Source organism: Streptomyces sp. NPDC093149 (assembly GCF_044754145.1).
Classification (GTDB): domain Bacteria; phylum Actinomycetota; class Actinomycetes; order Streptomycetales; family Streptomycetaceae; genus Streptomyces.
This window is the reverse complement of sequence record NZ_JBIVON010000002.1, coordinates 763257-784420: the sequence shown is the minus strand read 5'-3', so window position 1 is coordinate 784420 and position 21164 is coordinate 763257. Positions and strand designations below refer to the sequence as shown.

The 21164-nt window shown below is 71.6% G+C and carries 16 protein-coding genes; 12 read left to right on the top strand and 4 right to left on the bottom strand.

Annotated features, from left to right (window positions below; all coding sequences use genetic code 11):
- The first annotated feature begins 26 nt into the window (after positions 1 to 26).
- The 7 genes from ACIQCZ_RS10035 to ACIQCZ_RS10005 all read left to right on the top strand — a co-directional run bounded on the left by ACIQCZ_RS10035 (position 27) and on the right by ACIQCZ_RS10005 (position 6866).
- Complete coding sequence (locus ACIQCZ_RS10035; protein WP_402281134.1) at positions 27 to 1301, top strand: prenyltransferase/squalene oxidase repeat-containing protein; 1275 nt, start codon at positions 27 to 29, stop codon at positions 1299 to 1301.
- Positions 1298 to 1972, top strand: a complete 675-nt coding sequence (locus ACIQCZ_RS10030; protein ID WP_402281132.1) for an SCO2322 family protein — start codon at positions 1298 to 1300, stop codon at positions 1970 to 1972. The genes ACIQCZ_RS10035 and ACIQCZ_RS10030 overlap by 4 nt, the downstream gene beginning before the upstream one ends.
- Positions 1969 to 3144 (top strand): energy-coupling factor transporter transmembrane component T, encoded by a 1176-nt coding sequence (locus ACIQCZ_RS10025; RefSeq protein WP_402281130.1) that lies wholly within the window; start codon positions 1969 to 1971, stop codon positions 3142 to 3144. The genes ACIQCZ_RS10030 and ACIQCZ_RS10025 overlap by 4 nt, the downstream gene beginning before the upstream one ends.
- Positions 3141 to 4862: an ABC transporter ATP-binding protein gene (locus ACIQCZ_RS10020; RefSeq protein WP_402281128.1), complete on the top strand. Its 1722-nt coding sequence runs from the start codon at positions 3141 to 3143 to the stop codon at positions 4860 to 4862. The genes ACIQCZ_RS10025 and ACIQCZ_RS10020 overlap by 4 nt, the downstream gene beginning before the upstream one ends.
- Positions 4859 to 5710, top strand: a complete 852-nt coding sequence (locus tag ACIQCZ_RS10015; protein ID WP_402281127.1) for an ECF transporter S component — start codon at positions 4859 to 4861, stop codon at positions 5708 to 5710. Before ACIQCZ_RS10020 ends, ACIQCZ_RS10015 begins: the two co-directional genes overlap by 4 nt.
- Positions 5711 to 5749: 39 nt before the next feature.
- Entirely contained in the window at positions 5750 to 6016 is a 267-nt protein-coding gene (locus ACIQCZ_RS10010; protein ID WP_402281125.1) for a hypothetical protein, read from the top strand.
- A 244-nt stretch (positions 6017 to 6260) separates the two neighbouring features.
- Complete coding sequence (locus tag ACIQCZ_RS10005; RefSeq protein ID WP_402281124.1) at positions 6261 to 6866, top strand: hypothetical protein; 606 nt, start codon at positions 6261 to 6263, stop codon at positions 6864 to 6866.
- Positions 6867 to 6942: 76 nt separating this feature from the next.
- Here ACIQCZ_RS10005 and ACIQCZ_RS10000 read toward each other — a convergent pair whose 3' ends face one another.
- Positions 6943 to 8226: an alpha/beta hydrolase gene (locus ACIQCZ_RS10000; protein ID WP_402281123.1), complete on the bottom strand. Its 1284-nt coding sequence runs from the start codon at positions 8224 to 8226 to the stop codon at positions 6943 to 6945.
- Positions 8227 to 8367: 141 nt separating this feature from the next.
- Complete coding sequence (locus tag ACIQCZ_RS09995) at positions 8368 to 9537, bottom strand: steroid 3-ketoacyl-CoA thiolase (RefSeq protein WP_351086656.1); 1170 nt, start codon at positions 9535 to 9537, stop codon at positions 8368 to 8370.
- Positions 9538 to 9818: 281 nt separating this feature from the next.
- Between ACIQCZ_RS09995 and ACIQCZ_RS09990 the strand changes: the two genes are divergently transcribed.
- Positions 9819 to 11096, top strand: a complete 1278-nt coding sequence (locus ACIQCZ_RS09990) for a cytochrome P450 (protein WP_402281121.1) — start codon at positions 9819 to 9821, stop codon at positions 11094 to 11096.
- Between the two features lie 134 nt (positions 11097 to 11230).
- Positions 11231 to 12241, top strand: a complete 1011-nt coding sequence (locus tag ACIQCZ_RS09985; protein WP_402281120.1) for an AEC family transporter — start codon at positions 11231 to 11233, stop codon at positions 12239 to 12241.
- Positions 12242 to 12615: 374 nt separating this feature from the next.
- Here ACIQCZ_RS09985 and ACIQCZ_RS09980 read toward each other — a convergent pair whose 3' ends face one another.
- On the bottom strand, positions 12616 to 14601 hold the full coding sequence (locus ACIQCZ_RS09980; RefSeq protein WP_402281277.1) for a bifunctional glycosyltransferase 87/phosphatase PAP2 family protein: 1986 nt from the start codon (positions 14599 to 14601) through the stop codon (positions 12616 to 12618).
- Between the two features lie 374 nt (positions 14602 to 14975).
- Here ACIQCZ_RS09980 and ACIQCZ_RS09975 point away from each other — a divergent pair, with 374 nt between their 5' ends.
- On the top strand, positions 14976 to 16067 hold the full coding sequence (locus tag ACIQCZ_RS09975) for a DUF2330 domain-containing protein (RefSeq protein WP_402281275.1): 1092 nt from the start codon (positions 14976 to 14978) through the stop codon (positions 16065 to 16067).
- A 209-nt stretch (positions 16068 to 16276) separates the two neighbouring features.
- Positions 16277 to 16771, top strand: a complete 495-nt coding sequence (locus ACIQCZ_RS09970) for a GNAT family N-acetyltransferase (protein WP_402281119.1) — start codon at positions 16277 to 16279, stop codon at positions 16769 to 16771.
- Between the two features lie 63 nt (positions 16772 to 16834).
- Here the strand turns inward: ACIQCZ_RS09970 and ACIQCZ_RS09965 are convergent, their stop codons facing one another.
- Positions 16835 to 18901, bottom strand: a complete 2067-nt coding sequence (locus ACIQCZ_RS09965) for an MDR family MFS transporter (protein ID WP_402281117.1) — start codon at positions 18899 to 18901, stop codon at positions 16835 to 16837.
- Positions 18902 to 19181: 280 nt separating this feature from the next.
- Here ACIQCZ_RS09965 and ACIQCZ_RS09960 point away from each other — a divergent pair, with 280 nt between their 5' ends.
- The gene (locus ACIQCZ_RS09960; RefSeq protein ID WP_402281116.1) at positions 19182 to 20324 is read left to right on the top strand and encodes a peptidoglycan-binding protein; all 1143 of its coding nucleotides are present in this window, start codon (positions 19182 to 19184) and stop codon (positions 20322 to 20324) included.
- The last annotated feature ends 840 nt before the right edge of the window (positions 20325 to 21164 follow it).

Here is a 21164-nt window from a genome sequence, read left to right as displayed (position 1 = left end):
TCCCCGCAGGAGAGGCCCCGCCCGCCATGACCGTACGCCGCAGCGCGGCAACGCTCGCCGCCATCGCCACCGTGCTCTGTGCGGCCGCTGCCCCGGTCGCGGTGGCGGCGCCGTCCCCCACCCCTTCGCCGTCCATCGCCCTGCCGTCCGGGCTGTACGGCACGAAGGACCCGACCTACGACGGTGTCTGGCGGCAGTCGCTGGCCTTCCTCGCCCAGCGGCTGGAGGGCGTCACGCCCGCCACGGAGTCGGTGGACTGGCTGATCGCCCAGCAGTGCGAGAACGGCGCCTACGCCGCGTACCGGCCCGACGTGTCCCGGCCCTGCACCGGGAAGACGGTGCTGGACACCAATGCCACCGCGGTCGCCGTGCAGGCGTTCGTCGAGGTGGGCGGGCACCGGGACACCGTGAACAACTCGGTCCGCTGGCTGAAGTCCGTACAGAACGAGGACGGCGGCTGGGGCTACACCGCCGGCGCGCCCAGCGACGCCAACTCCACCTCGCTGGTGATCGGCGCCCTCGCCCGGCAGGGCCAGCGGCTCGCGGACATCACCACCCCGAACGGCAAGACCCCCTACTCCCCGCTGCTCGCGCTCGCGATCCCGTGCGGCGGCAAGGACGGCGGCGCCTTCGCCTACCAGCCCGACAAGGCCGGCAAGCTCGCCGCCAACGCGGACGCCACCGCCGCCGCCGTGCTCGGCACGATGGGCAAGGCCCTGGCCGTCGGGAACAACGCCGCAGCCAAGGGGACCAGCTGCCACCCGGGGTCCGGTCTCACGCCCGAGCAGGCCGCCCAGAACGGCGCCCACTACCTCGCGAACGCCCTCGCCACGAGCGGCCACCTCGACCTGGCCCCGATGCCCGGCGCCACCGACACCACCCCGCAGCCCGACTTCGGCAACACCGCGGACGCGGTCGTCGCCCTGTCCGCCGCGGGCCACCAGGACAAGGCCGCCAAGGCCGTGGCCTGGCTGAAGAAGAACGCCGGCCCCTGGGCCGAGCAGAACGGTCCCGCCGCCTACGCCCAGCTGGTCCTGGCCGCGCACGCGACCGGCTCCGACGCCCGCGACTTCAACGGCGTCAACCTGGTCGACCGGCTGAACGCGACCGGTCCCGCGCCCGCAGCCGTCACGACGCCCGACCCGTCCGCCGACACCGGGTACGAGGCCACGGAGAAGGACCAGGTGCACAGCGGCGACGACGTGATCGGTGGCGTGTGGTGGTTCATCGGCATCGGTCTCGTCGTCGCCGCTGCCGCGGCCTTCCTGATCAGCGGCCGGCGCAAGAACCGGCAGCTGTGAGGCGGGCGGGAAGGGCCACCGCGCTGCTGGTGGCCCTGGCTGCCGTCCTGGCCGTGCTCGGCGCGGGGACGGCCCAGGCGGCCGGGTACCGGTACTGGTCGTTCTGGGAGGGTTCCGGCACCGGCTGGACGTACGCCACCCAGGGCCCGTCCCTGGTCCGGCCGGACGACGGCACGGTGCAGGGCTTCCGGTTCTCGGTCAGCGAGGACTCCCAGGACTCGGCGAAGCCGCGCCGCTCCCCCGACTTCGCGAAGATCTGCGCGGACACCCCGGCCCAGGGCGGCACCAAGCGGGTCGCGCTGGTCATCGACCCGGGCACGGCGGCGGACGCCCCGGCCGGCGAGACGCCGCCCGCGCCGCGTACCGCGTGCGCGCGGGTCGCCCCGGACGCGAGCACCGCCGAGGCGCTCGCCTCGGTGGCCAAACCCTTGCGTTACAGCGGCGACGCGCTGCTCTGTGCCATCTCCGGCTATCCGGGCTCGGGCTGCGGCGAACAGGTCTCGGGCGACGGGCACGCGACGCCTTCGGCGACGGTGTCCCCGGGCGCCGCCGCCTCCGCCGGTTCGGGCGGCTCCGGCGGCGGGCCGTCCGCCGGGGTGCTCGTCGGCGTCGGCGCCGTTCTCCTCCTCGGCATCGCCGCAGTCGTGCAGGCCCGCCGCCGCCGCGGATGACCGCCCCGACCAGCGGCCCGGTGACCGGCGCCACCGGCACCGTCCGGCCGCGCCGGCCGCTGCGCGCCCCCGGGGCGACCCGGAGCAACGCCCTGCCCGCCGGGGCCTGGTGGCTGTGGGCGCTCGGTCTCGCCACCGCCGCGTCCCGGACCACCAATCCACTGCTGCTCGGGCTGCTGGTCGGGGTCGCCGGCTACGTGGTCGCGGCGCGCCGCACGGACGCGCCGTGGGCCCGTTCGTACGGGGCGTTCATCAGGATCGGGCTGTTCGTCGTCGGTGTGCGGCTGGTCTTCTCGGTCCTTCTCGGTTCGCCGATCCCCGGGACGCATCCGGTGTTCACGCTCCCCGAGGTGCCGCTGCCCGACTGGGCGAAGGGCGTCAGGATCGGTGGCCGCGTCACCGCCGAGCAACTGGTCTTCGCGCTGTACGACGGGGCGAAGCTGGCGACCCTGCTGATCTGTCTCGGTGCGGCGAACTCGCTCGCCAACCCGGCCCGGCTGCTGAAGTCGCTGCCGGGTGCGCTGTACGAGGCGGGGGTCGCCGTCGTCGTCGCCATGACGTTCGCGCCGAACATGGTCGCCGATGTGGTGCGGCTGCGCACCGCACGGCGGCTGCGGGGCCGTCCGACCGGCGGCGTCAAGGCGGTGCTCCAGATCGGACTGCCGGTCCTGGAGGGCGCGTTGGAGCGCTCGGTCGCGGTGGCGGCCTCGATGGACGCGCGCGGATACGGGCGCACGGCCCAGGTCCCGCCCGCCGTCCGGCACACCACGAACGTCCTCACGCTCGGCGGGCTGCTCGGGGTGTGCGCGGGCACGTACGGGCTGCTGGCCGCGCAGGGCGCGGTGTACGGGCTGCCGCTGCTGATCGCCGGGCTGGTCGCCGCGATGGCCGGGCTGCGGCTCGGCGGGGCCCGCTCGGTCCGTACCCGCTACCGGCCCGACCGGTGGGGTGGGCGGGCCTGGCTGGTGGCGGGTTCGGGGGTCGCCGTGGCCGTGGCGATGGTCTGGGCGGGCGGTGTCGACGCGGAGGCACTGCGGCCGGGCGTCGTACCGCTGGCCGCTCCCGTGCTTCCGCTGTGGCCCGCGGCGGCGGTGCTGATCGGGCTGTTGCCCGCCGTGGTGGCGCCCGTGCCGCCCCCGGTGGGCGCCCCGCATTCCAAGGAGAGCCAGTGATCCGGTTCGAGCATGTCTCGGTGCGCTACGAGGGCACCGGGCGCCCCACCCTGTCCGGGGTCGATCTGACCGTTCCGGAGGGCGAGTTGGTGCTGATCGTCGGCCCGTCCGGGGTCGGCAAGTCGACGCTGCTGGGTGCCGTCTGCGGTCTGGTGCCGCACTTCACCGGCGGCACGCTCAGCGGCCGGGTCACGGTCGACGGGCGCGACACCCGTACGCACAAGCCGCGCGAACTCGCCGATCTGGTCGGCACGGTGGGTCAGGACCCGCTCTCCCACTTCGTCACCGACACGGTCGAGGACGAGCTGGCGTACGGGATGGAGTCGCTGGGCCTGCCCCCCGACGTGATGCGGCGGCGGGTCGAGGAGACCCTCGACCTGCTGGGCCTGGCCGGGCTGCGCGACCGGCCGATCGCCACGCTCTCCGGCGGCCAGCAGCAGCGGGTCGCGATCGGCTCGGTGCTCACCCCGCACCCGAAGGTCCTGGTCCTCGACGAGCCGACGTCCGCCCTGGACCCGGCGGCGGCCGAGGAGGTCCTCGCCGTGCTCCAGCGGCTGGTGCACGACCTCGGTACGACGGTCCTGATGGCGGAGCACCGGCTGGAGCGGGTGGTGCAGTACGCGGACCAGGTCGTCCTGCTGCCGTCACCGGGCGCGGCACCGGTCATGGGCGCGCCGGCGGACGTCATGGCCGTCTCCCCGGTCCACCCGCCGGTCGTCGCGCTGGGCCGGCTGGCGGGCTGGGAACCGCTGCCGCTCTCGGTCCGCGATGCCCGGCGCCGCGCGGCCGGTCTGCGCGAGCGGCTGGCGTCGGCACGGCCGCCCGCCGCGCCGTCCGGACCGGCCGGGGCCATGGTGGCCCAGCTGCCCGCAGTCCCGGCACCGGCGCGGCGCGGCGCCCTCGCCCGGCTGCTGGGCCGCGGCGCCCCGACCACCGCCGCTCCCGGTCCTATGGGCGACATCCCGGCCCGGGTCGAGCGGCTCGGCGTACGGCGAGGGCGCGTCGAGGCGCTGCACGGGGTGACGTTCACCGTCGCCCCCGGCGAGACGGTCGCCCTGATGGGCCGCAACGGTGCGGGCAAATCCACCCTGCTGGCCACGCTCGTGGGCATGGTCGAGCCCACCACCGGCACCGTCCTCGTCGGCGGCCGGACCCCGCACCGCACGCAGCCGCGCGAGATGGTGCGCCGGGTCGGGCTCGTACCGCAGGAGCCGCGCGATCTGCTGTACGCGGACACGGTCGCCGCCGAGTGCGCCGCGGCCGACGCCGACGCGGGCGCCGCGGCGGGCACCTGCCGGGCCCTGGTCTCCGAGCTGCTGCCCGGTGTGCCGGACGACACCCACCCCCGTGATCTCTCCGAGGGCCAGCGGCTCGCGCTCGCCCTGGCCGTCGTGCTCACCGCGAGGCCCCCACTGCTGCTCCTGGACGAGCCGACCCGTGGCCTGGACTACGCGGCGAAGGCCCGGCTGGTCACGGTTCTGCGCGCGCTCGCGGCCGAGGGCCACGCGATCGTCCTAGCCACGCACGATGTGGAGCTCGCCGCCGAGCTGGCACACCGCGTGGTGATACTCGCCGACGGGGAGATCGTCGCGGACGGGGAGACCCGGCAGGTGGTGGTCTCCTCCCCGGCGTTCGCTCCGCAGACCGCGAAGATCCTCGCCCCGCAGGAGTGGCTGACCGTGACACAGGTGCGTCGCGCACTGGGAGCCGGGGCATGAGCGGAAGGACCGGCGGGAGGGGCCGCGCCGCGGACCGGCGCCCGGTACGGCCGATACGTCTGGGGCCGCGCGCGATCGCCGCGCTCGTCCTCATCAGCGCGATCGGCGTGGTCGCGTTCGGCTGGCCGCTGCTGGCCGGCTCGGGTTCCGGTCTGGCGCACTCCCAGGACGCGCCGTGGCTGTTCGCCGCGCTGCTGCCGCTGCTGGTCGGCGTGGTCGTCGCGATGATCGCGGACTCCGGTCTCGACGCGAAGGCGGTGGCGATGCTGGGGGTGCTGGCGGCGGTCGGCGCCGCGCTGCGTCCACTGGGCGCGGGCACGGCGGGGCTGGAGCCGATGTTCTTCCTGATGGTGCTGAGCGGCCGGGTGCTCGGGCCCGGCTTCGGTTTCGTGCTGGGCTCGGTGACGATGTTCGCGTCCGCGCTGCTCACCGGTGGAGTGGGGCCGTGGATGCCGTTCCAGATGCTGTCGATGGGCTGGTTCACGATGGGCGCGGGCCTGCTGCCGGGGCCGGACCGGCTGCGCGGGCGGGCCGAGCCGCTGATGCTCGCGGCGTACGGGTTCGTGGCGGCGTTCGCGTACGGCACGGTGATGAACCTGTACGGCTGGACGATCGTGCCCGGTCTCGGTTCGGGGATCTCGTTCCACGCGGGTGACCCGTTGGCGGAGAACCTGGTCCGTTTCCTCGCGTACTGCACGACGACCTCGCTCGGCTGGGACCTGGGCCGGGCCGTACTCACCGTGGTGCTGACCCTCACCATCGGCCCGACGCTGCTGAAGGCGCTGCGCCGGGCCACACGCCGGGCCGCCTTCGAGGCCCGGGTCGCGTTCGACGCCTCCGGTGAGTGAGGACTCCCACAGGGCGTCGGTCCTCCACGATGCCGGGCAGTGGCCGCGCAGTTCCGGTGCTTCAGCGACATCGTCCGGCGCGAGAGCGGCTGGAACCCCGGTGCGACCGACGCCTCGTCCGGCGTGTACGGCCTCGCCTTGGCCCTGCCCGGTTCGAAGACGGCCTCCGCGGGCGCCGACCGGAGGACCGGCCCCACGACCCGGATCAGGTGGGGCATGGACTGCATGAAGTCGCGCTGCGGCAGCCCGTGCGCCGCCTGGTCGTTCCGGCAGGTCAACCACTGGTTCCGAGCCGACGGCTCCTGAGCCCGCCCGAAGGCCCCGCCCACCGGTCGGGGCCTTCGCCACGCCGCAAGACCCTTCAGGACTTGAAAAATATTCAAGTTCATATAACTTGGCGAGATTAATTACTCGTTGGTCCATCTAGGCGCATTTTGCTCGGCCGTCCGTTCCCGATGGCCGCGGGAGCGTTGTCACCTACGTGGAACCTCGTGAATTCTGGGATCGGAACACCGTCCTGGCGGAAGCTTTCTGTGCCAGTGACGAACGCATGCGTCAGGCACAGGCGTTGCTGGACGAGGCGCAGGCCGAGCGCAGCAGGACTCTCGCGGCATTCGCCGTCACGGTCGGCGACGACGGCTCGATCGCGGACTTGATGGGCCTCAACGAACGCGAGGTGCGATTAGCACGTCGCACGGTGGGCCGCACCGACGCGCGCTCCCTCGCCGAGGAGCTCCTGAGGCGGCCCCCGCAGGTGGTGCCGGAGCCGATCGAAGAACCCCCCGTCGTACCCGAGATCCCGTTGCCGCACCCGCGTGAGGAAACGGTCGTCCCGCCGCCGGACATGGCACCGCCCGCCCCTGCCGCGGCAGCGCCCGTCGAGGTGGAGAACACGGTGTTCTGGTCGCCCAGCATGGACTCCGTGCTGCTGTGGAGCTGGGAGTCCGGCCTCGACCTGCAGACGGTCGCCGCCGAACTCGGCCTGGAGGTGAGGACACTGCTGATGCGCGTGCAGGAACTCGCCAACGACGGGCTGCTCACGCTCGCGACCCCGGTCGCCGAGGTGAGCCGGTCCGGGCGGCACCGCCGCCACGAGGACGGGTACGCGACACTGTTCAGCCCCACGGCCACCTTCCCCACCCACGTGCCGTACTGAGCGGGCGTCCTTGCCCGCCGCCCCACGGCGCGGAGCCGGCCGGGATCCGGCCGGCTCCGCCCCGCCGGTACCGGGTTCAGTGCCGCGCGGCGACCGTGTCGAACCAGCGCACGACTTGGGGCCCCGACTTCATGTACGTGGCGTTGTGGCCGGTCGTCCCCTGGTCGACCACCCGGGCCCTGACACCGTGCTCCGCCAGGTCGGCCGCGCAGTTGCGGGCGTTGGCGATCGGCACATCGGTGTCGCCCGACGAGGAGTACAGGCGCACGGGCACGTCCGGCTTCCAGGCGCAGTTGCCGTCCTGGGCGCGCACCGCGGCCAGCAGGGCACCGGTGGGGTGCTGGACCTGCCGGTAGTAGTCGTCGGTGAGCAGTCCCTTCAGAGTGCCGGGCAGCGCCGGGATGATCTGCTCCTCGACGTGGTTGGTGTCGAACAGGTCGTCGACGATTCCCGCGTACGGCTCCCGGAACGCTTCGGAGGGGTCCTTGTAGAGCGGGTGGATCCTGTTCTGCGCGGTGAGGAAGTACGTCATGTAGAAGATGCCGCTGATGTCGTTGACCCGGCCGTCGAACAGGGCGGGCATCTCGGCGTGCTCGATGTCGTACGGCCCCGAGACGGGGGCGAGGGCGCGGAGTTTGAAGTGCCGGTCGGCGCCGTTGTCGAGGGCTCTGCCCAGGGCCATCGCGACCTGGCCGCCCTGGGAGAAGCCGCTCGCGTACACATCACCGGTGAGCGGGCGGTTCAGCCGCTGCGCGGCGGTGCGGGAGGCCCGCAGCATGTCGACGGCGGCGGTGACGGAGGACTTGGTGTCCATGTACGGGTGGCGGCCCGGTCCCTTGCCGAGTCCGAGGTAGTCGGGGGCGGCGACGGCACGGCCCGCCGAGGCGTGGAGATAGGGGGCGAAGCGGCCGAAGTCCTCGCTGACGGAGGGCGCGTAGTCGCGGTGGGCCATCGTGCCGTGGGTGTCGGAGACCAGGTCCAGTCGGTGCGGGCCGCCCTTGGGGAGGACGAGGAGTCCGGTGGCGGTGGTGGGGGCGCCCTGCGGGGTGACGGTGCGGTAGGTGAGGCGGTAGGCCCGCAGGCCGTGGCGGACGGTGTCGGTCGCCATCCCCCCGGAGGCGAGGAAACGGGCCACGTCGGCGCGGCCGAGGTCGGCCACGGGGGTGAGGGACAGGAGGTCCCCCCTGTCTCGCGCCGCGAGCGTGTGGGAGGACTCGGCCGCACCGACGGGCTGCTGGGCGACGGCGGGCGCGGTGCCGAGTGCGGCCAGGACCACCACGGTGGCGGCGGCCAGTCCACGGCGGGCGGTGCGGCGTCGCTTGTTCCGAGTCGACTGGTTCGTAGCGCTGTTCTTTTCCATGCCCATGACGCTATGCAGCCGGGCACGGCACGGGTATCGGCCTGGACACCCGACCGGAGGTACACCTGACGACACCCCGGCCAGGGGTCTTTCCCGTGGGTGCGGTGCCAGAGCCGCCGAATCCTGCCCGCCGACCCGCCGTCAGAGCCGCTGGATGATGGTGCCCGTCGCCAGCGCGCCACCCGCGCACATGGTGATCAGCGCGAACTCCTTGTCCCGGCGTTCCAGTTCGTGCAGCGCCGTGGTGATCAGACGGGCACCGGTGGCGCCCACCGGGTGGCCGAGTGCGATGGCCCCGCCGTTGACATTGACCTTTTCGAGGTCCTGCCCGAAGACCTGGGCCCAGCTCAGCACCACCGAGGCGAAGGCCTCGTTGATCTCGACGATGTCGATGTCCTTGAGTGACATGCCGGCCTTGCCGAGCACCGCGCGGGTCGCGTCGATCGGTCCGTCGAGGTGGAAGTGCGGGTCGGAGCCGACGAGCGCCTGGGCGACGATCCGGGCGCGCGGCTTGAGCTTGAGCGCGCGTGCCATCCGCTTGGACGCCCACATGATCGCGCAGGCACCGTCGGATATCTGTGAGGAGTTGCCCGCGGTGTGGATCGCGGTGGGCATGACCGGCTTGAGCCGGCCGAGGCCCTCCATCGTGGTGTCCCGCAGCCCCTCGTCCCGGTCGACCAGGCGCCACATCCCCTCACCGGCCGCCTGCTCCTCCTCGGTGGTCGGCACCTGGACCGCGTACGTCTCCCGTTTGAACCGTTCCTCGGCCCAGGCGACGGCGGCCCGCTCCTGCGAGATCAGCCCGAGCGAGTCGACGTTCTCCCGGGTCAGGCCGCGGTTGCGCGCGATGCGCTCGGCCGCCTCGAACTGGTTGGGCAGGTCGACGTTCCACTCGTCGGGCCAGGGCTTTCCCGGTCCGTGCTTGGAGCCGCTGCCCAGCGGCACCCGCGACATGGCCTCGACACCACAGCTGATGCCGATGTCGATCACTCCGGCCGCGACCATGTTGGCGACCATGTGCGAGGCCTGCTGCGAGGAGCCGCACTGGCAGTCCACGGTGGTGGCGGCGGTCTCGTACGGAAGGCCCACGGTGAGCCAGGCGTTGCGGGCCGGGTTCATGGACTGTTCGCCGGCGTGGGTGACCGTGCCGCCGACGATCTGTTCGACGCAGTCGGCGTGGATGCCGGTGCGACCGAGGAGTTCCCGGTAGGTCTCACCCAGCAGATAGGCGGGATGCAGATTGGCGAGCGCGCCTCCGCGCTTGCCGATGGGGGTGCGTACGGCTTCGACGATGACGGGTTCCGCGGCCATGAGCTCGTCCTCTCCTCGCCCTTCCGCAGGGGCGTCCCGGCGCCCGCGGAGGTAACTAGTACGCGTTCTAGTTCTTCGAGCAGTCTTGTGGGGCTTACCCCGGGTACGCAAGGGTCTTGCACGCACCTTGCGCCCGCTTCATGCCTGCCTCACCCACTCTCCACGCAACAGATCGGGCCACCCCTCTTGCCAGTTGTAGAACTCGTTACTACGTTTCGGGCAACTTCTGATGGGTCGTCAGACATCGTTCGGGCGGCTCTCGGACCGACCTGGAGTTGCCGATGCCCTGCCCCCATCTGCCCGAAGGGTTCGACTTCACCGACCCCGACCTGCTCCAAGCCCGCATTCCGCACCCGGAGTTCGCACAGATGCGGCAGACCGCGCCGGTCTGGTGGTGCACCCAGCCGGCCGGTATCTCCGGTTTCGACGACGAGGGCTACTGGGTCGTCACCCGGCACGCGGACGTCAAGTACGTCTCCACCCACCCCGAACTGTTCTCCTCGCACACCAATACGGCGGTCATCCGCTTCAACGAGTCGATCAGCCGCGACCAGATCGACGTCCAGAAGCTGATCATGCTGAACATGGACCCGCCCGAGCACACCCGGGTCCGCCAGATCGTCCAGCGGGGCTTCACCCCCCGGGCGATCCGCTCCCTGGAGCAGGCCCTGCGCAGCCGGGCCCGCTCGATCGTCGAGACGGCTCTCGCCTCCGCCGACGACGACGGTTCGTTCGACTTCGTCACCAACATCGCCGTCGAACTGCCGCTCCAGGCCATCGCCGAACTCATCGGCGTACCGCAGGAGGACCGGTCCAAGATCTTCGACTGGTCCAACAAGATGGCCGCGTACGACGATCCCGAGTACGCGATCACCGAGGAGGTCGGCACCGAGGCGGCCATGGAGATCGTCTCGTACTCGATGAACCTGGCGGCCGCCCGCAAGGAGTGTCCGGCCAAGGACATCGTCTCCCAGCTGGTCGCCGCGGAGGGTCAGGGAAATCTCTCCTCCGACGAGTTCGGCTTCTTCGTGATCCTGCTCGCCGTCGCCGGGAACGAGACCACCCGTAACGCCATCAGCCACGGCATGCACGCCTTCCTCACCTACCCCGACGAGTGGGAGCTGTACAAGCGCGAGCGGCCCGAGACCACCGCCGAGGAGATCGTCCGCTGGGCCACTCCCGTGGTCTCCTTCCAGCGGACCGCCACCCAGGACCTCGAACTCGGCGGGCAGCACATCAAGAAGGGCGACAGGGTCGGGCTGTTCTACTCCTCGGCCAACAACGACCCCGAGGTCTTCGAGAACCCGGAGACCTTCGACATCTCCCGCGATCCCAACCCCCACCTCGGCTTCGGCGGCGGCGGTCCGCACTTCTGCCTCGGCAAGTCGCTCGCGGTGATGGAGATCGACCTGATCTTCAACGCGATCGCCGACGTGCTGCCGGACCTGCGACTGGTCGGCGACCCGCGACGGCTGCGCTCGGCCTGGCTCAACGGGATCAAGCAGCTGCAGGTCAGCACCGCCGCACGCGGTGCGGGCGTCGGTACCGCCGGGGACTGACGGCCCCGCGTCGGCTTCGGACGGCGGGGGCCGTCTCCCTCACGCCCCGGCCCCCGCCACCCGTACCGGCAGCCCCGGCTCCCGCCCGAACCCCCGTGCGAAATGAGCACATCGGCGCGTGGATCATGGCGGGAATGCACGCTCTGCTCTCCGCCTTCTCCCCCATCTGGATCCTCACCGCCATCGGCTGCGCGGCGGGCCGCTGCGGCCTCCTCGGCGCCCAGGCGGAAGCGGTGCTCGGCCGCTTCGTCTTCCATGTGGCCATGCCGGCGGCCCTGTTCGCCATGGTCTCCGGGGCGCGGCCGGCCGACTTCGCCAACGCGTCGATGGTGGCCTTCGCGGCGGGTACGACGCTGGTCTGCGGTCTCGGCTTCGTGGCGGCCGGCCGGTTCTTCGGCCGGGGCACGGCCGACCGCGCGATCGGCAGCATGACGGCCGGCTACGTCAACTCCGCCAATCTCGGCATCCCGGTGGCGGTCCAGGTGCTCGGTGACGCGTCGTTCGTCGCCCAGATCATCCTGTTCCAGGTGCTGTTGGTCTCGCCCGTGATCCTGACGCTGCTGGACGCGGGCACCGGGCAGGGGCCGGGGACGGGCACCCGAAAGGGCGTCGTGTTCCGGCGGATGCTGACCATGCCGGTCCGCAACCCGGTCATCATGGCCTCGCTGCTGGGTGTCGTCGTCTCCGCGCTCGGACTCCGGCTGCCGCACGCCCTCGCCCACTCCTGCGACCTGCTCGGTGCCGCCGCGGTGCCGACGGCCCTGATCACGCTGGGCCTCTCCCTGAACGGCCGTCCGGCGACCGACGGTCCGGCCACGGAACCCGCGAAGGGCGGTGCGCGCGAAGGAGGAGCGGGGCGTACGGGGCACACACGGCGCGCGGAGGTCGTGGTGGCGGTTGCCCTCAAGACGCTGGTCCAGCCCCTGATCGCGTTCACCGTCGGTGGCCCGCTGCTGGGTCTGCCGGACCATCAGCTGCTGGCCGTCGTGCTCTGCTCGGCGCTGCCGACCGCTCAGAACGCCTTCATCTACGCCCAGCAGTACGGCCTGGACACCCGGGTGGCCCGCAACTCGGTGGTGGCCTCGACAGTGGTGTCCATGGCCACGCTGTCCCTCGCCGCCTGGGCCCTGGGGTCGGCCCCCTGAGAGCCTGTCGGGCGACCTCTGATCGGGCGGCCACGGCGTGGCACGCACTCCCCCAAGGCCTTGAGAGCCGGGGCCCCCTCCGGCGTTGCCGAAATGCCCTGGCAGCTCCTTCCCCGAGCTCTCAAGGCGCAGGGAAGACCCCGTCCGAGGCCGTCCCGGCGCCTTGGAATCGCACGCACCACGCCGCGTCCGCTCTCCGATCGAACGTCACCCGACAGGTTCTGAGCCGTTCGAGTGGCGGACCGGAGCGGATGGACGGATGCTGGTCGAGCGACGATCCATGCCGAAGGGGTGCGGGGAACGACGAGTTCGGCCCCCGCACCCCTTCGGCGCCTCCGGGTTCCGTCCCCGGACGGCACTCCTCGCGGACATGGTCACCTGCGTTTGCCGCCCACCGCGTCGCCGGTCGGCCTCGCGGCCGGACGGGGAGCCGGAACCGCCAGGTCGTCCAGGGGTTTTGCCGCCGCCGGAACGGTCGGCGACCGCAGTTTCCGGGGCCCTGACAGCACGTAGGTCAGTCCGAAGCCGAGCGCCACGACGACCGCGCCACCCACCGCGTCCAGCACCCAGTGATTGGCCGTGGCCACGATCGCGGAGACCGTGAACAGCGGGTGCAGCACCCCCAGCGCCTTCATCCACGTCTTCGGGGCCAGCATGACGACGACCACTCCGCACCAGAGCGACCAGCCGAAATGCAGCGAGGGCATCGCCGCGTACTGATTGGTCATCGAGGTCAGCGTTCCGTAGTCCGGCTTCGCGAAGTCCTGGACGCCATGGACCGTGTCGATGAAACCGAGCCCCGGCATCAGCCGTGGAGGGGCCAGCGGGTAGAGCCAGAAGCCGACCAGCGCGAGGAGTGTGGCGAAGCCGATGGAGCTGCGGGCCCAGCGGTAGTCCGCGGGACGCCGTACGTACAGCACGCCGAGGACGGTCAGCGGCACGATGAAGTGGAACGTCGAGTAGTAGAAGTCGAAGAAGTCCCTCAGCCGGACGACCTCGACGACCGCGTGGTTGGCCCAGTGCTCGATGTCGATGTGGAGCCACTGCTCCAGGGAGTGGATCTGGCGGCCGTGGTGTTCGGCGGTGCCGCGACCGGCCGTCGCCGCGAGCCTGACCTCCCCGTACGCGGAGTACACGACCCTGATCAGCAGCAGTTCCAGCAGCAGGTTGGGGCGGCTGAGCACCCGCCGCCAGAACGGCAGCAGGGGGACGCCGCTCCAGCGGGCCGGGGCCGGGACGGCGTGGTTCGCGGGCATCGGCTGCTGCCAGTACGGCGAGGTGCGCGACAGGAACGGCGCGGCACAGGCCGCACCGAGCGCCGCGAGCAGCAGGGCGTTGTCGCGTACGGGGGAGAGCACTGCCATGCCCGGCAGCAGCATCTGCGCCGGCAGCGTGCTCACCAGCACCACGACCGCAGGCCACATCAGCCGGTCGGAGGCCCGTTTGCCGACCCGGCCGACCACGGCGAGCAGCAGCCAGAGCAGCTGGTGCTGCCAGGCGGTCGGGGAGACGGCGACGGCGACGCAGCCGGTCACGGCGACGGCGAGGAGCAGCTGCCCGTCGTGCGCGTACCGTACGGCGCGGCGCAGTCCGAGACAGCAGACGGCGGCGGCGAGCACCACGAACAGCACGATCTCGATCGGTCCCGTCAGTCCGAAGCGGAGCAGCGCGCCGTGCAGGGACTGGTTGGCGAGGCTGTCGGGGTCGTCGCCGAGCCCGGCGCCGGCGACATGGTGCACCCAGTAGGTCCATGAGTCGCGTGGCATCGCGGCCCAGGCCAGCGCGGTGCAGGCGGCGAACGCGGCGCCGCCGGTCACGGCCGCCCGCCTGCGGCCGGTGAGCCGGAACAGGACCGCGAAGAGCAGCACGGTCGGCTGGAGCGCGGCCGCGAGGCCGATCAACAGACCGGAGGCGCGTTCTCCGCGCACCGTGAAACAGGCCAGCAGCACCAGCAGGACCGGCAGGATGCTGGTCTGCCCCAGGTGGAACGCGTCACGGACCGGCAGGGAGAGCATCAGCAGGCTGATCGCGACAGGGGCGGCCAGCAGAGCGGTGCGGCGGGTGACCGGGCCCGGCAGCGCGCGGGCCGCGATGATGCCCAGGGCGGCGACGAGCAGCAGCGAACCGAAGGTCCAGGCGACGCCCAGGCCCTGTTCCGCCGCCCTGGCCAGCGGCTTCAGCACCAACCCGGCGAACGGCGTGCCGGTGAACCGGTCGGTGTCGTACAGCGAGCCCGTGACATGCAGGACACCGTTCTCACCGATCCAGGTCTCCAGGTCGGTGAGCCGCTCGCCCGGCGGCTGCCGCAGCACCACCGCCATCTGCCGTACGGCCAGTGCGGCCACAACAATCCAGAGCAGGGCCCGAGCAGCCCTGATCCTCGCCCCCGTCGCCGCGTCTGTGCTCACACTGTGCTCCGCATTCGCCACGCTGCGCCGACCCTCCCGTCGTTCCGTACCCGTCCCTCGACCTGGGCGTGCTGTGAAACCTTCGCATTGCGCAATGAAGTAGACACAATCCACCCCCTCTTCGCCTGTCCTCCTTTTTCGCAAGAACGTCCGGAAGGACATATCGGTCGGGCGACCGGGCCGGAACCGGGCCGGTGGTTCCCACGTCCTCCCCCGTGTTCGTCGATCACGGGGGAGGAAGACCGGACATGCGGTGCGCAGACGGGAAGCGGAGAGCCGGGGACGAGGGGCGCCCATGGGCGGTGCGTGCGCTGTCGCTGGTGCTGATGCTGGTGTCGCTGCAGCTGGGATCGCTGATCAGCCCGGCGTACGCGTGCGGCTGCGGGGCGATGGTCCCGAGCAGGACGACGCAGGTCTCGGTCGACCGGGAGACATCGGTGGTGGACTGGGACGGCCGTACCGAGCAGATCGTCATGCGGCTCACGGTGCGCGGGAACGCCCCCGAGGCGGCCTGGATCATGCCGGTGCCGCACCGGGCGAGCGTGGAGCTCGGTGATCCGTCGCTCTTCTCCGAGCTGACCACCCTGACCGCGCCGGTTCGGGCGACCAGGCACTACTTCTGGCCGCGCTCCGGCGACTGGCCGTTCGCCGATCCGGGCGACGGCGCCCGGGTGGGCGGCCCTTCGGCGGGCGCCCCGCCGGTCCAGGTGGTAGGCCGGGAACGGCTCGGCCCCTTCGATGTGGCACGACTGGCCGCGACCGACCCCGAGGCGCTGCAGAAATGGCTGAAGGACAACGGCTTCGAGCTGCCCGACCGGCTGGCGACGGCGCTCACGCCCTATGTCGACCAGAAGTGGGAGTACGTCGCGATCCGCCTGGCCCCCCGGGACGGGAAGAGCCCGCTCGTCGGCGACCTCGATCCGCTGCGGCTGCGCTTCGCCAGCGACCGGCTGGTGTACCCGATGCGGCTCTCGAAGCTCGCCTCGACGCCGCAGCGGCTGGGCCTGTACGTCCTGGCCGCGCATCGCATGGAGCCGCGCGGCGCGATCGGCGGCGATGCGCCGCAGGTGACGTACGCGGGCAGGCTCGACACCCGGTCGGCAGGGGGCGACACCGGGGCGCTGGAGGCGATGACGGGCGGCAAGCCGGTGTTCCTCACCGCGATCGAGCAGTCGTTCCCGTACCCGGAACGGATCGACGGCGACCACGAACTGCGCGCGGCCGGGGCCGACACCCCGTACCGGACCATGGTGTACACCGACAGGCTGCTGACCGTGGGCGGCATCCCCGTCTGGGTGCTGTCGCTGCTCGGGGCCGTACTGGTGGCGGCCGGAGCGGCGCTGCTGGTGCTGCGGGTCCGACGGCGGCGGCCGGTGGCGCCTCCGCCTCCGGTCGTGGTTCCGCCGCCACTGGGGTGAGTGCCCGCTCACCATCCGAACGCTTGCATGAGGGGTGAAACGCCGCCTCCACCGATCCGTCCCGTCGTCGATCCGGTCGCCGTCGGCCGTGTCTCCTCGTGGATCCCGTCCCGCTCACGGCCCGGTGCACGGCAGGGGCCCGCTCGCTGCCGTGCACCAGGCCGTCATCCGTTCGATCCCGTGTTCCCACCCGCGTCACAATGACCGGCATGACCTGGACCACGGCCCCCGAACCCTTCGACTCCCCCGATGCCGCGCTGCTGCGTCGTGACTACTACGACGAGGTCGCCGGCCGCTACTGGGGGCGGCCCGCTACCGCCGAGGAGATCGACGAGGGGCTCACCGACGACGGCGCCGACCGGCTCGTCCCGCCCACCGGGCAGTTCGTCGTCGGCCGGTTCTGCGGGAAGCCCGCGGCCTGCGCCGGACTTTTGGTGGTGGACGCGGACATCGCGGAGCTGACCCGGGTGTTCGTGCGCCCGGAGTTCCGCGGCACGGGCGGTGGCGGACTGCTCCTGGCGGCCGTCGAGAGCGCGGCGCGCGGCTTCGGCGTACGCACGGTCAGGCTCGACACCCGCAACGACCTCGTCGAGGCACGGGGGCTCTACGCCAAGCACGGCTATCGGGAGGTCCCGGCGTTCCACCGGCGCCAGTACGCGGAGCACTGGTTCGCCAAGGACCTCCGGCTCCAGGACGGGCCGTAGCGGCTCACGCACGCCACACGGGCCACACGGGCCACACGGGCCGCACCGGCCGGGAGAAGCGGCTCAGACAGGCCACGCGGGTCCGGCCGCGTGGTCCCGTCTCGGCTCGGGGCTGTGGGGCCGTTCCCTGCTCGACCCGTTCGTCTCGGCGGTCAGTTCCGCCACGAGTCCGACCAGGTCGGTCGGCCGGTCCGGCCCCCACCAGTCGCCCAGCAGCTCGGCCATCGACTCCTCACGGGCCGTCGCGAGCTTCACCACCGCTTCCGCGCCGGTCTCGGTGAGCACCAGTTGCACGCCTTCGCGGCGGACCAGTCCACGCACCTCCAGTTGCCGCGCCGCCTCGTTGATCACCCGTAGCGGCACCGGGGCGGCCTCGGCGAGCGCGGCCGGCTCGACCGTGCCGTGACGCTTTATGCGCAGCAGCATCCAGCTCGCCGCGGGCAGCAGGTCGTACCCCGCCCTCGCGGTGATCTTCTCGTAGACCTTGCGACGCCCTTCGCGGGTGGCGAGCACGGAGAGGGCTCGGGCGCATTCGTCGTACGAGGACCGCTCGACCGGATTCGACGCCAGGGTCTCGCTGGGCTCCGGGGCGGTCACCGAACCGCGCAGCCTGTCCTCCTTGAGGAACCAGGCGAAGACGAAGGCGACCAGGACGACGGGTGCCGCGTACAGGAACACGTCGGTGATGGAGGTCGAGTACGCGTGCAGGACCGCCGGCCGCAGCGCGGGCGGCAGCCGGCCGATGGCGCGCGGGTCGGCGGCCAGCCCCTGGGCACCGGCCCCGGTGGGCAGGGTGCGGCCGGCCAGCGCCGCGGTCAGTTCGGCGGTGAGCCGGTTGGTGAAGATCGTGCCGAAGACGGCGACACCGAACGAGGCGCCGATGGAGCGGAAGAAGGTGGCACCGGACGTGGCGACACCGAGGTCCTCGTACGTGACGGCGTTCTGCACGACCAGGACGAGAACCTGCATCACCAGACCGAGGCCGGCTCCGAAGACGAAGAAGTAGACGCTCATCTCCAAGGTGCTGCTGGTCTCCGTGAGCCGGTGCAGGAGCTGCAGGCCGATCGCGGTGACGCCGGTGCCCGCGATCGGGAAGACCTTCCAGCGGCCCGTGCGGCTGACGATCTGCCCGGACACGGTCGAGGTGAGAAGCAGACCGAACACCATCGGGAGCATGTGCACCCCGGACATCGTCGGCGTGATGTCGTGCACCACCTGCAGGAACGTCGGCAGATAGGTCATCGCGCCGAACATCGCGAAGCCGACGACGAAGCTGATGACGGCGACGAGGCTGAAGGTCCTGATCCGGAACAGCTTCAGCGGGATGACGGGCTCCGCGGCGCGGCGTTCCACGTACACGAAGGCGATCAGCAGCAGCACGCTCAGAGCGGCGAGGGCGACGATCTGCGCCGAGCCCCACGCCCAGGTGGTGCCGCCGAGCGAGGCGACGAGGACCAGGCAGGTGGCGACGGAGGCGATGAGGAAGGTGCCGAGGTAGTCGATGGCGTGCCGCTTGCGGTGGACCGGGATGTGCAGCACGGCGGCGATCACGAGGAGTGCGACGACGCCGATCGGCAGGTTGATGTAGAAGACCCAGCGCCAGCTGAGATGTTCGGTGAAGAACCCGCCGAGAAGCGGCCCGAGGACGCTCGTCGTACCGAAGACCGCACCGAACAGACCCTGGTACTTGCCTCGTTCGCGCGGCGCGACGATGTCGCCGACGATCGCCATCGAGAGCACGATCAGGCCGCCGCCGCCGAGACCCTGAAGGGCCCGGAAGACGATGAGCTGTGGCATGTTCTGGGCGATGCCGCAGAGCGCCGAGCCGATGAGGAAGATGACGATCGCGGTCTGGAAGAGCTTCTTGCGCCCGTACTGGTCGCCGAGCTTGCCCCAGAGCGGAGTCGCGGCGGTCGACGCCAGCAGATAGGCCGTGACCACCCAGGAGAGATGTTCCAGACCGCCGAGGTCGCTCACGATGGTCGGCAGCGCGGTGGAGACGATGGTCTGATCGAGTGCGGCCAGGAGCATTCCGAGGAGCAGCGCACCTATGGCCACCATGACCGACCGCGTGGAACGGCCTTCACCGGGGGCCGGGGCCGCGGCCTGGGGGCTCAGGTGCTGGGCCATAGAACATCTCCTCGGGTCCACTACCTCCCCATCCTGGCCGTTCTGTGCGGTTATGGCCTGCCGAGCAGTACCTGAGAGGAACGGCCTGGGGGACCGGGACCGGCCGGGACGGCCCCGCGGGGAAACGGCAGGACGGATCGGGGGCGAGCGCCACGGTGCGACATGGACCGGATACCGCATTTCGGTACGGCATTGGGCATCTCGGCGGCGGGCTGCATAATCGCAGGCAGTTCAAGGGGAGGGGCCCACAATGACCGGACATATGTGCCCGGAGTGCGGTATGGACAGAAGACCGCCGGACGAGGGACGGAGACCCGGCGGGGAACCGACCGGAAGACCCGGGTCCGGACAGCGCTGCAGGTGCGGGGAGCAGGGGACGCGGCGCGACGACGAGCTGCGCGGAGCCGCCGAGCAGCAACGGATCGCCGAGCGGTCGGCGGCCGACAGGGCAGAGATCGCGGCGGCGGAGGACTTCGATCCGCTACGGATCCGGCCGTACGTGACACTGGGGGTCGACGAGACTCCGGCCGCCGACGACGAGCCGCAGCGGCAGGACTCGCACCGCCACCCGGCGGGAGACGCGGCCACGACGATGCCGCTCCTTCTCGGCCGGCAGCCGGCGGGGCCACCGCAGGACGCCGCCGAAACGGCCGAAGCGGGCGGCGCGACGGCCGCCCTGCGGCCCCTCGCGCCGAACTCCGCGCACTGTCCCGCGCCGCCCTTCGCCCCGACCCCCGCCGCGGGGGCCGCATCGGCCCCGGGACCGCCCCCCGCCGCACCCTTCGCGCCCGACGCCGATCCCGTTCGGCCTCGCCGGCGACGGCCCTTCGCGGCACTCGCCGTGGGTACGGCCGTGATCGCGGTGGTGGGCACGGCGGCGTTCGCAGGGGGCCTGTTCGACGGAAGCGACAACGGGGACGCAGACCGGGAAACGGCCCTGCCGACCACGGTGGCGAGCATCCCCGGGGCGAGCACCCCTGCGGAGGAGTCGGCAACGGCCTCCGTGTCGCCCTCGCCCTCCGGAACGGCGTCCACGTCACCGTCCGCGCCCGCCTCCGCATCCCCCTCGGCGAGCACCTCACCGTCATCGTCCACGTCCGCCACCTCGCAACCCGCCACGACCGCGCCCCCGGCGTCCACGCCGTCCGCGAGCCGTCCGGCGTCGGTCGCACCGCCCGCGCCACCGGCAGGCCCCACGCTGCGCCTCGGCGACCAGGGACCCGAGGTGGCCGAGCTGCAACGTCGACTGGAGGAGATCTGGCTGTTCCACGGACGGGACGACGGCGACTACACGGGGCAGGTCGAGCACGCCGTGAGCGTCTACCAGTCGTACAAGGCGATCGAGGGTGATCAGCCCGGGGTGTACGGACCCCGCACGCGCCGCGCGCTGGAGGCGGAGACGACGGGACGGGGCCGCTCCTGAGCGCCGTACCGAAAGACCCCGTCCGGCGCGGAATTGGCTTTCGGGGACAGCTTTTTGTATCGTGATGGAACAAAGTAGCCTCCGCCCGCCACCCCCTGACCGGCGGGCGAGGCTGCTTGTTCTCTTCACCTGCGTTCTCACCCCCGGGCTCGACGCCGCCGAGTCCGAGCAGTCCGAGGCGACCGCGCCGGAACCGCTCACACGGGCCGGGGCCGTCATCACGGCCACGAAGACCGGGCACCGATCCCTGGACATGGACGGACACGGCGGCGAAGGCGGAAGTCGCGGCGATCCCCGCCGAGACCGGCGCCCGACCCCGGCGACACCCGCCCCCCTGCAAGCCGAAGGGGGCCGCTCCTCCGGAAGAGCGGCCCCCAACTGTCTTTGATTACTTGATAGTTGAGTCTGACTCGATGGGCGCTACGCCCGCAATATGGCAAATAGTCTCAGCGGCAGGAACGTTGTGTGCCGATTCGCATCCCCGGTCGACAGCGAGGATGCCGGTAATGACATAAAAAGCGACGGCTGCGGTGGATGCGGCAACGGCCGCTACAACCTTGACACGGCGGCCCCAGCTCGGCGCCCCGCGGTTCACACAGGTAGTGGATTCGGAAACGATGGTCGAAAGGTCAAACTCTGCTAGCGGCGCAGCGCCATTGGTACTTCGCTCATGTGACTGACGGCATATCTTATTTTCTCCTTATGGATGGAAAAGTTGCCGAGCTTCGTGCTAGGCAACTCCAGCGTACGCACCGGATCAGGGTACGCAAGGGTGGTCTACGGGCGTAGATGTTCCGTTACCGTTCCGTTGTCTTCAGTTCAACTGAACATACGGATGAC